Origin of the sequence: Flavobacterium denitrificans DSM 15936 (assembly GCF_000425445.1) — a bacterium.
Taxonomy (GTDB): Bacteria; Bacteroidota; Bacteroidia; order Flavobacteriales; family Flavobacteriaceae; genus Flavobacterium; species Flavobacterium denitrificans.
Window position 1 is genome coordinate 79,409 of the sequence record NZ_KE384378.1, and the last position, 13,025, is coordinate 92,433.

General features: G+C 35.0%; 11 protein-coding genes. 4 read left to right on the forward strand and 7 right to left on the reverse strand.

Annotated features, from left to right (window positions below):
* Positions 1 to 37: 37 nt before the first annotated feature.
* Together H600_RS0117045 and H600_RS0117050 are read left to right on the forward strand one after the other, a co-directional pair.
* Entirely contained in the window at positions 38 to 1,870 is a 1,833-nt protein-coding gene (locus H600_RS0117045) for a glycoside hydrolase family 2 protein (RefSeq protein WP_035108763.1), read from the forward strand.
* A 96-nt stretch (positions 1,871 to 1,966) separates the two neighbouring features.
* On the forward strand, positions 1,967 to 2,530 hold the full coding sequence (locus H600_RS0117050; RefSeq protein ID WP_026729920.1) for a DUF2911 domain-containing protein: 564 nt from the start codon (positions 1,967 to 1,969) through the stop codon (positions 2,528 to 2,530).
* A 57-nt stretch (positions 2,531 to 2,587) separates the two neighbouring features.
* Here H600_RS0117050 and H600_RS0117055 read toward each other — a convergent pair whose 3' ends face one another.
* Genes H600_RS0117055 through H600_RS0117065 form a run of 3 tightly spaced genes read right to left on the reverse strand, consistent with a single transcriptional unit; the run spans position 2,588 to position 6,413 of the window.
* Complete coding sequence (locus H600_RS0117055) at positions 2,588 to 4,789, reverse strand: xanthine dehydrogenase family protein molybdopterin-binding subunit (RefSeq protein ID WP_026729921.1); 2,202 nt, start codon at positions 4,787 to 4,789, stop codon at positions 2,588 to 2,590.
* An 8-nt stretch (positions 4,790 to 4,797) separates the two neighbouring features.
* Positions 4,798 to 5,778: an FAD binding domain-containing protein gene (locus H600_RS0117060; protein ID WP_026729922.1), complete on the reverse strand. Its 981-nt coding sequence runs from the start codon at positions 5,776 to 5,778 to the stop codon at positions 4,798 to 4,800.
* Positions 5,775 to 6,413, reverse strand: a complete 639-nt coding sequence (locus tag H600_RS0117065; protein WP_026729923.1) for a (2Fe-2S)-binding protein — start codon at positions 6,411 to 6,413, stop codon at positions 5,775 to 5,777. Before H600_RS0117065 ends, H600_RS0117060 begins: the two co-directional genes overlap by 4 nt.
* A 352-nt stretch (positions 6,414 to 6,765) precedes the next feature.
* Here H600_RS0117065 and H600_RS0117075 point away from each other — a divergent pair, with 352 nt between their 5' ends.
* Entirely contained in the window at positions 6,766 to 7,902 is a 1,137-nt protein-coding gene (locus H600_RS0117075) for a cysteine desulfurase family protein (RefSeq protein WP_035108730.1), read from the forward strand.
* A 171-nt stretch (positions 7,903 to 8,073) separates the two neighbouring features.
* Here the strand turns inward: H600_RS0117075 and H600_RS0117080 are convergent, their stop codons facing one another.
* The 3 genes from H600_RS0117080 to H600_RS0117090 form a co-directional block, all read right to left on the reverse strand.
* Entirely contained in the window at positions 8,074 to 8,691 is a 618-nt protein-coding gene (locus tag H600_RS0117080; protein ID WP_051234458.1) for a nucleotidyltransferase family protein, read from the reverse strand.
* Entirely contained in the window at positions 8,666 to 9,790 is a 1,125-nt protein-coding gene (locus H600_RS0117085) for an XdhC family protein (protein WP_035108731.1), read from the reverse strand. Before H600_RS0117085 ends, H600_RS0117080 begins: the two co-directional genes overlap by 26 nt.
* Positions 9,791 to 9,938: 148 nt before the next feature.
* On the reverse strand, positions 9,939 to 10,409 hold the full coding sequence (locus H600_RS0117090; protein ID WP_026729927.1) for a copper resistance protein NlpE: 471 nt from the start codon (positions 10,407 to 10,409) through the stop codon (positions 9,939 to 9,941).
* A 185-nt stretch (positions 10,410 to 10,594) separates the two neighbouring features.
* Between H600_RS0117090 and H600_RS0117095 the strand changes: the two genes are divergently transcribed.
* Positions 10,595 to 10,927 (forward strand): YegP family protein, encoded by a 333-nt coding sequence (locus H600_RS0117095; RefSeq protein WP_026729928.1) that lies wholly within the window; start codon positions 10,595 to 10,597, stop codon positions 10,925 to 10,927.
* 81 nt (positions 10,928 to 11,008) lie between these two features.
* Here the strand turns inward: H600_RS0117095 and H600_RS0117100 are convergent, their stop codons facing one another.
* Positions 11,009 to 12,943 (reverse strand): glycoside hydrolase family 43 protein, encoded by a 1,935-nt coding sequence (locus tag H600_RS0117100; RefSeq protein ID WP_026729929.1) that lies wholly within the window; start codon positions 12,941 to 12,943, stop codon positions 11,009 to 11,011.
* Positions 12,944 to 13,025: the final 82 nt, after the last annotated feature.

Here is a 13,025-nt window from a genome sequence, read left to right on the forward strand (position 1 = left end):
TTCGGGGCAAAACAAAAACAATAAACAAATTACAAAAATGAAAAAACTATTAACCGCACTACTCCTAACCTCATCCTTATACAATTTTGCTCAAGGCTTGATTTCAAACGTTCCAAATCGAAATACTACTTCTTTAAACGGTGTTTGGAATTATATTATCGATCCTTACCAAACTGGATTTTACAGCTTTCATCTCGATCAATATGACAAACAAGGAAAAGCACCAAAATCAGCATTTTACAGCAATTATCATGCAGTGAATAAGCAAGAATTAGTTGAATATGATTTTGATAAATCACCAACAATAAATATTCCTAGTGATTGGAATTCGCAGATTTCGGAACTAAAATATTACGAAGGAAATGTTTGGTTCAAAAAATCTTTCGATTACGATTTAAAAGACAAAAAACGTTTGTTTTTATATCTGGGAGCCATCAATTACAAAGCAGATGTGTATTTGAACGGAAAAAAACTAGGAACACATGAAGGCGGATTTACTCCGTTTAATTATGAAGTCACTTCCATCGTAAAACCAAACGACAATTATTTGGTAATAAAAGTTGACAATACGCGTCACAAAGAAGATGTTCCAACAGTAAACACAGATTGGTGGAATTACGGCGGAATCACGCGCGATGTGACTTTGATCGAAGAAGACGCTTCTTTTGTAGAAGATTATACTATTCAGTTGAAAAAAGGCAATGCATCAATTATTTCAGGTTTCATCAAAATAAACAACTTAGATACATCACAAAATGCAATTTCATTTTCAATTCCGGAATTAAAAATCAATTACAAAGGAAAAATTGGCGCTGACGGAATCTTAAATTTTGAAATTCCTGCTAAAAAAATCTCCTATTGGTCGCCAGAAAATCCAAAATTGTACGATGTTACAATAGATTTTAACGGGAAAAAATTAAAAGATAATATTGGTTTCAGAACTATTGAAACGCAAGAGGACAAAATTCTGTTAAACGGAAAACAAATCTTTTTAAGAGGGATTTCTATTCATGAGGAAAATGCAAAAGGCGGGCGCGCAAATTCACAAGAGGATGCATTGCGTTTGTTGAATTGGGCAAAAGAATTAGGCTGTAATTATGTTCGTTTGGCACATTATCCACACAACGAAAACATTATCAGAGAAGCCGACAAAATAGGATTAATGGTTTGGGAAGAAATTCCGGTTTACTGGACTGTTGATTTCGCTAATAAAAACACTTATCAAAATGCCCAAGATCAATTAACTGCTGCGATGACAAGAGATAAAAATCGAGCTAGTATTATAATCTGGTCAATGGCAAATGAAACTCCAATTTCTGATGCCAGAAATACTTTTATTCAAAATTTAGTAGCGCATACAAAATCGCTTGATAATACAAGATTGATCAGTGCGGCTTTATTAACTCGTCATGCAGATGGATTCGGTATTATTGATGATAAAATTGGCGAATCACTTGATATTATTGCTTTTAATCAATATTTAGGCTGGTATGGTGGCAAATTAGAAGATGCAGAAAAGAATCTTTGGAAAACACCTTATAACAAACCCGTTGTTGTTTCTGAATTTGGAGGAGATGCAAAAGCAGGTTTCCATGGAGAAAAAAACGAACGTTGGACAGAGGAATATCAGGAATATTTATACATCCAGAATTTGAAAATGATTGAGAAAATTCCACATTTAAGTGGAACAAGCCCTTGGATTTTAGTAGATTTCAGATCTCCAAAAAGATTACTACCTGGCATCCAAGATGGCTATAACCGTAAAGGCTTGATCTCAAACGAGGGCGAAAAAAAGAAAGCTTTTTACATTATGCAGGATTGGTATACAAAGAAGAAAAAGGAGCAATTGAATTATTCTTCAAGCAAATAAGCCATTACCAATTCATTAACAAAAAAAGCAACCATAATTATATGATTTTTCTTCATTATTAACTTACTTTGTAGTTATTCTAAAAATTGTAATCCTATGAAAAAATTTTATTTAATGGCAGTTACATTGTTTGCTGCTTTTACAGTTCAGGCGCAAGATGTGGTGAAATTCGCTCCGCTTGATGCAAGTCCGGTTGATATTTCTTATTTCCCAAACAGAGCTGTTAAATTCAAAAAAACAGATACTCCTAACCCGGTTGTTAAAGTAATTTATGCAAGACCTTCTGTAAAAGGAAGAACTATTTTTGGAGATGTTGTGAAATTTGGAGAAGTTTGGAGAGTTGGTGCCAACGAAAATACAGAAATTAAATTCTACAAAGACGTAACAATTGGCGGGAAAAAAGTTGCTGCAGGATACTACAGCTTATTTGCTATTCCAGAAAAAGACAAATGGACCATCATTATCAATAAAGAATTAGATTTATGGGGTGGTTATGCTTACGATGAAAGTAAAGACGTTGTAAGAGTTTCAGTACCTGTTAAACCAGTTTCTGATGTTATCGAAGCTTTATCTATTGCTTTTACAACTAAAGACAATGTGGCTAATTTAGTTATTGGATGGGATAAAACTACGGTTGAATTGCCTATCACTGTGAAATAACAAATTGACTATTTTAAATAAAAAAAGAGACATTTTTCAATGTCTCTTTTTTTATGTTTAAACCTTTACGTTTTCTATAATCTTATCCAACGTAATCGGCAAATCTCGTACACGCTTTCCTGTTGCGTTAAAAACAGCATTTGCAATTGCAGGCGCCATTCCAACTAAAGCTGTTTCTCCTAAACCTTTTGTTCCCATTGGGTTACTGATTGGATCTTTTTTATTGACGAAAAAGACTTCTTGTTTTTCAATATCAGCATTTACAGGAACATGATAATCGGCGAAATTATTATTGATTGGACGTCCAAAACGATGGTCAATTTCCAATGCTTCCATCAGCCCCATTCCGATTCCTCCTACCGCTCCGCCAAACATTTGCCCCGCCGAAGTTTTCTGGCTGATTACAGTTCCTATATCAGCGCAAGAAACCACATGGGCCAATCGTATTTTTCCAATATTTGGATTAACCAAAACTTTTACAAAGTGGACTGAAAACGAATAAATAGAATATTTTCTCGCTTCTTCAGTACCTTTCGATTGATTTTCAACAGCAAAATCTTCCAATTTATTTGTCGCCAATAACGAAGCTAAAGAAACTGTTTTTGAATTATTTTTCGAAGAAATTACGCCATTTGCAAAAGTCAGATCCGTGATTGGAGTTCCTTTAAAAGTTGGTGTTTCATTAGCCAAACCTAGTATTTTACTGACTAATAAATTACAAGAATCATGCACTGCAGAACCCACAGATGAAGTCGTCGCCGATCCTCCTTGCGTTGGACCTTTCGGAAGACCGCTTTTTCCCATTTCAATAATTACATTTTCAACTGGCATTCCCATAATTTCAGAACCAATTGCCGTCATCATGGTTGCCGTTCCTGGCCCCATATCATTTACACTGCATTGCAGTACTAGGTTTCCGTCTGCTGAAAATTTTGCTTTTACTGAAGTTGGACTTCTATAACAGCCAAAAGTTCCAGTTCCCATTCCATATCCTACTAACCATTCACCTTCACGAACTGATCCCGGTTTATTTTTACGGTTTTTCCAGCCAATGCGTTCCATTCCACCTTCATAGCATTCCAAAAGATATTTGCTGCTCCAAGGTTTATTTTGTTCCAAATCCTTTTCAGCATAATTGCGTTTACGAAATTCGATCGGATCCAAATCTAATTTATAAGCCATTTCATCCATTGCAGATTCCAAGGCAAAAGACCCCGTTGCCTCTCCTGGTCCACGCATCCAAATTGGCGTACAAGTATCCAACGGCACAATTCGGTAGCGTGTTGAAACATTGGCACAATCATAAATAAAACGTGACATGTTTACGGTTCCTTCCATGAAATCTTCATAGCTTGAAGTCATAGCAACAGCTTCATGCGTCAAACCTGTCAGTTTACCATCTTTGGTTGCGCCTAAACCCATTTTTTGGATTGTATAAGGTCTGAAACCAACATTGGTAAACATTTGTTCACGATGCAAAACCAATTTCACTGGACGATTAAGTTTTTTTGCACCAATCAAAGCCGCTATTTCATACGGCCATGTATGCAGTCCCATTCCGAATGCACCTCCAATATATTCTGCATGTACCTCAACATCTTCAGCAGGAACATCAAAAACCCCAGCCACACTTCGGCGCGTTCCTTCAACACCTTGACTTTTGGTATATAAAATTGGTTTATTTCCTTCCCATTTTGCTATAATATTGGCCAATTCCATTGGATTATGAACTTCCGTCGGAATCGTATATTCGGTTTCTAAAACGACTTCAGCATTCTTGTATCCATCGTGTTCACCACGGTGATAATCATTTCCTTTATCCGTTTCTACCTTCTTTTCTTGATTTGCTGCTTTTTTAAGTTCAGTCGAATGCTCATCTTTCAAATAATCCGCTTTAATCAAGCTTGCAGCATATTGCATACGTTCAAAAGAATCCGCAATTACAAGTGCAATGGGTTGATCGTAATACAGTATTGAATCATCTTTGAAAATTTGGAGCGGTTGTCCAAAATTATGTTTGTCTTTTGCTTTTTGATATCCAGACGGCTTGTCAACATTCAAATGTGTAATAACCGCCAAAACTCCCGGAGCCCATTCTGCTTTTTTAGTATCAATCGTTTTGATTCTTCCTTTTGCAATCGTACTTCCCACCAAACAGGCATAAACAACACCATCAATTTTATATTCAGCCGAATAAGTAGCAGAACCTGTTACTTTAGCAAATCCATCTACTCTATTTATATTACTTGTCTTGCTCATAATTTAATCTATTTAGATGATGCTATAGTTAATGCTTCTACAATAGCGTTTGGTCCAAGAGTCAATTTGAAATCATTATCTCCGTAACTTTTTGCACCTTTCATCGCTAAATTCGCCGCTTGTCGAAAAGTAGTTTCTGAAACCGTTTTTCCTTTCAAAAATTCTTCAGCTTCCGTCAATCTCCAAGGTTTGTGCGCTACACCGCCCATTGCTAAACGGGCATTTTGAATTGTATTGTTTTGAATATTTAAAGCAGCCGCAACAGAAACCAATGCAAAAGCATAACTGCTTCTATCACGAACTTTTAAATAATGTACATTTTTATTGAAATTATTGTCTGGAATTTCAACCGAAGTTATCAGTTCTTTGTCCAAAAGCGTATTGTCTTTTTCAGGCGTGTTTCCCGGCAAACGGTGAAAATCAGTAAATTTGATTTCTCTTTTTCCTTTTGGTCCCTCTACCAAAACTGTTGCGTCAAGCGCTGCTAAAGCCACGCACATATCGCTTGGGTGAACTGCAATACAGCTTTCAGATGCTCCAAAAATCGCCGCCATTCTGTTTGAACCACCTATTGCGCCACAACCACTTTTCGGAGCTCTTTTGTTGCAAGGCATATCAGGATTATAAAAATAAGAACAACGTGTGCGTTGCATCATATTCCCCCCAACAGTCGCCATATGTCTTATTTGCTGTGATGCACCAGCCGCTAAAGCCAATGCCAACAAAGGATGTTTTTCTTTTATAGATGAATCTTCAGCCACTTGACTGTTTTTTGCCAAAGCGCCAATAGATACTTTTCCACTTAAAAATTCAATCTTTTTTAAGTCTAGTCCAGTAATATCAACCAACTTATCTGGCGTAGCAATATTTTTTTTCATTAAATCAACCAGATTCGTTCCTCCAGCAATGAACTTAGCTGAGTTTTCTTTGTTAATGCTTGATATCGCTGAATTTGTTGACAAAGCCTTAATTATTTGGAAATTTTTCATGACAGCATCCCTCCTTCCTTCACTTCTGTAATTGCATCAACAATATTATGATAAGCACCACATCTACAAATGTTTCCACTCATATATTCTCTAATTTCTTCTCTGCTGTTGGCATGACCTTCTTTAATACAAGCAATTCCAGACATGATTTGTCCAGGCGTGCAATAACCGCACTGAAAACCATCATGTTTGATGAAAGCTTCCTGCATCGGGTGAAGTTTTTTACCTTTCGAAAGTCCTTCGATTGTAGTCACTTGGGCATTCTGTTGCATGGTTGCCAATGTCAAGCAAGATAAAACTCGAGTTCCGTTTACGTGTACAGTACACGCGCCACATTGACCATGATCACAGCCCTTTTTGGTTCCCGTAAGTTGCAATTGTTCTCTTAACAAATCAAGAAGCGTCGTTCTTGGCTCAATGTTAAGATTGTGTTTTTTGCCATTTACTTCAATAGAAAGTGGCACTGTTTCTAAATATTCAGCAATTTTTTCATCCCATTTATTCTCCGATGCCATTACCAATGAAGGCGGTGTAAAGGCGAGAGCGGTAAAAAGTCCTGATTTTTTTATAAAGTCACGGCGGGAACTTGAATTTTCCTGAGTTTCTTTACTCTGATTTGTTTTTTTAGAAGCCATTCAGTCTATTTTTAAAATTAGCAGAAACACCTTAGTTATTCTAACAAATTTAACAATCTTATGCCACATAAAATTATAAAATTCAAACATTAGCTTTATTTAGAATAATTACAATTTTCATCTTTATTTTAACTATACAAACTATTCTCTACTTTGCTTGTGCTATTTTTTCACACAGATTTTTATTGGGCCGAAAGATTTACGCAGATTTTTTGCCATAATAAAAAAAGAATCTGCCCAAATCATTTAAATCTGCGTGAAAAAATACTATTCTGATTCAAGCGGATTTTATTTTTTGTTATTATCGGAGAATGTTTTCAAAATTGTATTTTTACTGAATTAAGTCCAAATTATGTCTCAACAACAAATCATCTATCTTGATAATAATGCTACAACCTGTGTAGATGAGCGAGTTTTGGACACAATGCTTCCTTATTTTACTCATTTTTATGCCAATGCTTCAAGTTCTCATATTGCAGGATTGACAGTAAATGAAGCTGTTGAAAATGCTGCATGGCAAACCGCAGAACTTATCGGAGCGCAGGAAGATGAAATCATTTTTACTTCGGGCGCAACAGAATCAATTAATCTGGCTATTAAAGGTTTGGCAAATCAAGACCGAAAACATATTGTGACGGTTTCAACAGAACATAAAGCGGTTTTAAAGACTTGTGAGTTTATGGAATCGATTGGTTTTGAAGTTACTTATTTGGCTACTGCTTCAAATGGCATTTTAGATCTTACCAATTTAAAACAAGCTGTAACAGACAAAACCTTGTTAGTCTGCATTATGATGACGAATAATGAAACGGGCGTTCAGCAAAATATAAAAGCAATTTCTGAGCTTGCTCATTCTAAAAAAGCGCTTTTTTTGTGTGATGCAACACAGGCCGTTGGAAAAATCCCGATTGATGTTAAAGCACTTGGAATTGATCTTTTGCCTTTTTCTGCACATAAATTTTATGGCCCAAAAGGCGTTGGCGCGCTTTATATTTCAGTGAAAGCCAAAATTAAACTAATACCGCAAATTCATGGAGGCAATCAACAACGCAAATTACGAAGCGGCACTCTGAATGTTCCCGGAATTATCGGTTTAGGGAAATCGTGCGAAATCGCTTTAAGCGAAATGAAAAGCGATCAGGAACGAATTTCACAATTAAGAGATCAATTAGAAAAAGGATTATTGCAATTTGAAGGTTCTTTTGTTAATGGAAATATTTCTGAAAGAATTTACAACACTACAAACATCTGTTTTCCGGGCGTGAATTCAGAACAACTGATTTTGGCTCTAGGAAATATTGCAGTTTCAAATGGTTCTTCCTGTTCTTCTGTGACTTCAGAACCTTCACATGTTCTAAAAGCGATGGGATTATCGAATGAAAACGCTTTGAGTTCTATACGATTTAGTTTAGGAAGATTTACAACCTCAGAAGAAATTGATGAAACTATTGAGCGTGTTTTGGGTTTAGTTCGCAAGATAAGTCAATAGATTTATTGCCACAAAGTCGCTAAGACGCGAAGTTTTTTGTTTCGTTTGCGCAAAAAAATTCACGCAGATTCTTCAGATATAAGCAGATTATTATAGAATATCTGCGCATATCAGCTTAAATCTTTTTAAAATCTGCGTGAAAAAATCTTATCGTCTTTTGACAACAAAAACTCAAAACTCAGACATCAATTTATTGTAATCCTCTTCGGTATCTATGTCAATGTTTCCTTTTTCAAATAAAACCGAAACGACATCCTCTGAAAATTTGCTGATTATTTTTTTTGCGCCTTCTTGACCTTGCAATTCTAACAATTCGTTAAAGTATTTTTTATTGAAAAGAACTGGCGTTCCTAATGTTTCTGAATATGCCGAAGCCACAATTCCCTTTCCGGTTTTATAATGTTCCTGGATCAAATTTTCAAAAATCAAGCTAGAAACATACGGCTGATCGCAAACCGCAAAAATACAATTTTCAATTTCGGGATATAAGTCTACTATTTTTTTAAGTCCGCAATTAATTGAAGATGACATTCCAGATTCCCATTCTGGATTAAAAACTATTTTAATTCTTGACGGATCAAGTTCTTCTTCTACCAGATGATGATTAGCGCCTGTAACAACAATAATTATCACATCTGGAACTAAAGAAGCTTCCGCAATAGTGTTTTTAAGAAGCGTCGAATCTTTATAGCCCAAAAGCTGTTTTGGCTGTCCTAATCTTGAAGAATTCCCAGCAGCTAAAATCACTATCCCTATTTCATTTTTATGCTTCATAATAAATTTCGTCATGAATTTTGCCCGACTTATATTTTAAAGAAGTTCCAATCTTTCCTGATTCGAAAGCTTTGAGTTCAGAAACAATTGACAAAGCAATTTCTTCTGAAGTTTCAGCTCCAATATCAAGCCCAATCGGACTATGAATTCTCTGCAGTTGTTCTTCATTAACTGCAATTCCTTCCAATTGTAAATCATCCAGCATTCGGTTAAGTTTTGATTTTGGGCCAAGAATTCCAATATATCGGCAATCTGTCTCCAGTAGCAATTTTAAAACAGCCAAATCATATTTGTAATTGTGCGTCATCAAAACAAAAAAAGTTTGATCGTCGATATTTACATTTTCCAAAAAATCCTCTGCCTTTACAACAGTAACTTTATGTGCAGCTGGAAAACGTTTTTTTGTAGCATGAGCATTTCTTCCGTCACCAATAGTTACTTCCCACCCTAATAAAGCGGTCATTTTTACCAATGGTTGCACATCATTTCCAGCTCCTGCAATTACTAATGAAACGGGAGGTTTTATGTATTCTATCAAAGCTTCATCTTCCGAATTTTCTTGAATTTTCTTTACCGAAGTCATTTTGGTCAGAAGTACTTCTTTTGCTTCTGTGATTAAATTTAATGCACTGTTATTGTGATGCAAAACCGGACTGTCTTTTCTGAAAAACAAACTTGTCCCAATTTGATTTGCTCTTTTATTTAATGAAAAAATCGTAATAATTACCGCTTCTTTCCTTTCTGACTTTAATTGGCTCAAAAGCTGAATTGGATTATTTTCTAATTCATCATCAATGTATTCGAATAAAATATGGACGATTCCGTTGCATCCTAATTGAAGACCAATTTCAGCATCGTCTTCATTGCTTGTATTGTAAGTAACTAATTTATTTTGCTTTTGATTGATGGAAAGAAGCGCTTTTCGCAATGCATCGCCTTCCAGACAACCTCCACTTATAGCGCCGGTCAGCAAGCCATCTTCCGTAACCAACATTCGTGCGCCTGGCTGTCTGTATGACGAACCTTCTACTTTAACGACTGTTGCCAAAGCTGTTTTTTTACCCTCTGATTTTGCTTCTGAATACGCTTTTAAAATTTCACTGATTTCCTTCATAAAATAATTATTCACCAGCAAAATAGACTGCCGATGATTCTTTAACAGCCTAAAAGTAAAAAATATTATAAACTTAAAAGCAGGAAACCTACTTAAGTTTATAATATTCTTGTTTCTAAAATTTGCTAAATGCTGTCTTCTTGCTGTCTTATTTTTTTAATTGCAAAGCATAATTCAGTTTAGATTTTATTATTTTTTTATCTCTGTCTAAAAAATAAATTGTTTCAGGTCTTGCACTATAATAGCCATAATAAATTTGTTTTTCAGTTGGTTGATCCCAATTCAACACATATATTGTTCCGTCAGGATCGTTTTCTAAACCTCTTTCTGTATTCAATTTTCCTTTTTCGGTAAATTCTTTTTCAGGCGATTTTCCTTTGTAAATACTTGAAAGTTCAAATTCATTGGTTTTCAAATTAATTTTAAGAACAGTCTCAATTCCGCTACAATCTGCACACGGCAATAAACCTTCATAAACTGAAATAGTATTCCTTTCTTCACTTTTAGTTACTGTAGCGACTGAATCTTTAGCAACTTCTTTGCTTTCCATTTTAGTATTTTTAGAATTACAAGCCAAAAAATGTACTGAAACTATTGCTAGCAAAAATATTTTTTTCATGATTATTGAGTTTTATATTCATAGCAAACATACAGATAATTCTTATTTTTTCGTTTGAAATAAATTTGAAAGTTCACTAAACAAAAGCATAACAATTATTTTTTCTTACAATATTATTTATATCGCGAAGTTTTGTATTTTTATAGATAGCAAAAAAATATTACCTAACCTTAATAAAAAGCTACATGGGAAAATTTGTAATTACTAAGAGAAACAACGGAGAATTTCAATTCAATTTAAAAGCTGGAAATGGTCAGACAATTTTGGCAAGTGAAGGTTATACTACAAAAGCAGCTTGCACAAACGGAATTGAATCTGTTAAAACAAATTCGCAAGATGATGGTCGTTTTGACAGAAAAGAATCAAGCAACGGAAAACCGTATTTCAACCTAAAAGCTAGCAACGGCCAAATCATTGGAACAAGCGAAATGTACGAAAGTGTTGCTGCTAGAGAAAACGGAATCGAATCTGTAAAGAAAAATGCTTCTGACGCTGAAACTGATGATCAGACAGCCTAAGGCTTATTATTTATACTAAAAAAAAAGCTGTTTCTAAATGTATAGAAACAGCTTTTTTTATTTAAAATGCACTATTGAAATTTATTTTTTCAAAGCAGAAATTCCCGTATGCGTTGGAACAACCTGCTTAATACTTCCGTCAGCATTGAATTCTAATTTATCCATGCAAACTTCACGATGAAAACCTCCAGCATCGCCCATTTTGATTCCGGTTGGATAAGAGAATCGGTGATATGTAATATACCATTCATCTTTATTTGGAATTTGTAAAACCGAATTATGACCTGTTGCATAAATTCCCTGATCTGGGATTCCCTGAATTACAATGTTGTTTTGCGGAATTTCAATTGGGCCAAGAGGCGATTTTGAAGTTCCATATCTTACTTTATAATTTGGACTTCTTGTATCGTCTTCGCTCCAAAGGAAATAGTACGTTCCTTTTCTGTAAATGATATACGTTCCTTCACGGAAAGTTTTATCTACTTTAATTACTTGGGTATTTCCTTTAAGCGAAATCATGTCGTCATTCAACTCGGCTACAGCCATATATCCGTTGCCCCAATACAAATAACTTTTTCCAGTTTTTGGATCTGTAAAAACATCTGGATCAATTTCCTGACCACCTTTTATGCCTTCTGGACGAGTGCTTACCAAAGCTTTTCCGCTATCCGTAAATGGCCCAGTTGGATTATCTGAAGAAGCCACACCAATTTTCTGAGCCGCCGTGAAATAATAGAAATACTTATATTTTCCTTTTATTTTTTTCTCTACAATACATGGCGCCCACGCATTTCTGTTTGCCCACGTAACATCTTTTTTAAGATCGATAATAATTCCTTCATCTTTCCAATCAGTCAAATTATCTGATGAAAATGTTTTGAAATAATAACCTGACCAGCCATCAAAACCGTCGCTTGTTGGGTAAATGTAATATTTCTTGGTTTTGTTTGAATACAGAATTTCAGGATCGGCATAATAACCTTCTAAAACCGGATTATTATTGATTTTTGGAAATTTTTCTGGTGTTCCCCATTTTGCAGTCAAACGTTTCAATTCTGAACGTGTAATTGGCAAAATAGTTCCATGACGTGGATTAAAATCCATTGAAATATCATTATTGATAACCGCAAAATTTTCTAAATCTTTAGTTTTAGTAAACTCATATCTTCCTTTTGTATAAACATCATACATCAAAATATAATCGTCAGAATTGTTTAGTTTGAAAACACTTGAGCCTTCAACGCCATCGTTTGTTTGTTGCAGATAATTATCATTTTCTGTCCAATTTCCCGAAGTTAAATCGGTTGTTGTGGCGACTTTAATTCCTGCTTTTCCACCTTCAGTTTTATAAAAAAGATGATAAACGCCGTCTTTTTCAATAATATCTCCATCAATACAAGCTCTTTCCGACTTTGGAACAAATAATAATTTTGGCGCACTTTCTAGAGCTGTAAAATCTTTATTCGCGTAAGCGTAATAAATTTTATCTGGTCCTCCGGCATGCTGTAAACTAAAGTAAATTAAATACTTTCCTGCTTTTGCATCGTAAATAGTCTGAGGCGCCCAAACGCGTTTTAGGTTTTCATTTCCTGGAAAAGTGGTCTGAATATTAACGACATTACTTGTCCAATTTACCAAGTCAGTACTTTTTAGCAAAATCATAGCACGATTGCTGTCCCAACCTTTTGACGAAGTCATATCGGTCAAAACCATATAAAAAGTCTTTCCGTCATCACCACGCAAAATATGCGGATCACGGACACCTCCGGTAGAACTGATTATTTTGCTGTCTAAAACGGGTTTATTGTCATTTAAGTGATAATAATGATAACCGTCTGAACTTACGGCGTAACGAACCGCTTCTTCTTCAACTTTATTTCCTGTAAAATATACAAATAAATAAGCTGTCAAATCTTTCTCAGCTACAGGCGGTGGTGTTCCTTTTTGGTTATTCTGAGCTTGTAAAACACTAAAAAATGATGCTAGTGCAACAAGACTTAATTTTAATTTTTTCATTCGATATTCTTTTTAATTTACTGCTTTTTTCTTTTAAGAACGCATTTATTTAAACACATAGAAACATAGCTTTTCTTTGTCT

What these genes read in the sequence shown, in the direction of transcription:
- H600_RS0117060 (WP_026729922.1), bottom strand. Translation starts at nt 5,778, where the DNA reads ATGAAAAATTTCCAAATAATTAAGGCTTTGTCAACAAATTCAGCGATA.
- H600_RS0117095 (WP_026729928.1), top strand. Translation starts at nt 10,595, where the DNA reads ATGGGAAAATTTGTAATTACTAAGAGAAACAACGGAGAATTTCAATTC.
- H600_RS0117080 (WP_051234458.1), bottom strand. Translation starts at nt 8,691, where the DNA reads ATGACGAAATTTATTATGAAGCATAAAAATGAAATAGGGATAGTGATT.
- H600_RS0117085 (WP_035108731.1), bottom strand. Translation starts at nt 9,790, where the DNA reads ATGAAGGAAATCAGTGAAATTTTAAAAGCGTATTCAGAAGCAAAATCA.
- H600_RS0117065 (WP_026729923.1), bottom strand. Translation starts at nt 6,413, where the DNA reads ATGGCTTCTAAAAAAACAAATCAGAGTAAAGAAACTCAGGAAAATTCA.
- H600_RS0117055 (WP_026729921.1), bottom strand. Translation starts at nt 4,789, where the DNA reads ATGAGCAAGACAAGTAATATAAATAGAGTAGATGGATTTGCTAAAGTA.
- H600_RS0117050 (WP_026729920.1), top strand. Translation starts at nt 1,967, where the DNA reads ATGAAAAAATTTTATTTAATGGCAGTTACATTGTTTGCTGCTTTTACA.
- H600_RS0117090 (WP_026729927.1), bottom strand. Translation starts at nt 10,409, where the DNA reads ATGAAAAAAATATTTTTGCTAGCAATAGTTTCAGTACATTTTTTGGCT.
- H600_RS0117075 (WP_035108730.1), top strand. Translation starts at nt 6,766, where the DNA reads ATGTCTCAACAACAAATCATCTATCTTGATAATAATGCTACAACCTGT.
- H600_RS0117100 (WP_026729929.1), bottom strand. Translation starts at nt 12,943, where the DNA reads ATGAAAAAATTAAAATTAAGTCTTGTTGCACTAGCATCATTTTTTAGT.
- H600_RS0117045 (WP_035108763.1), top strand. Translation starts at nt 38, where the DNA reads ATGAAAAAACTATTAACCGCACTACTCCTAACCTCATCCTTATACAAT.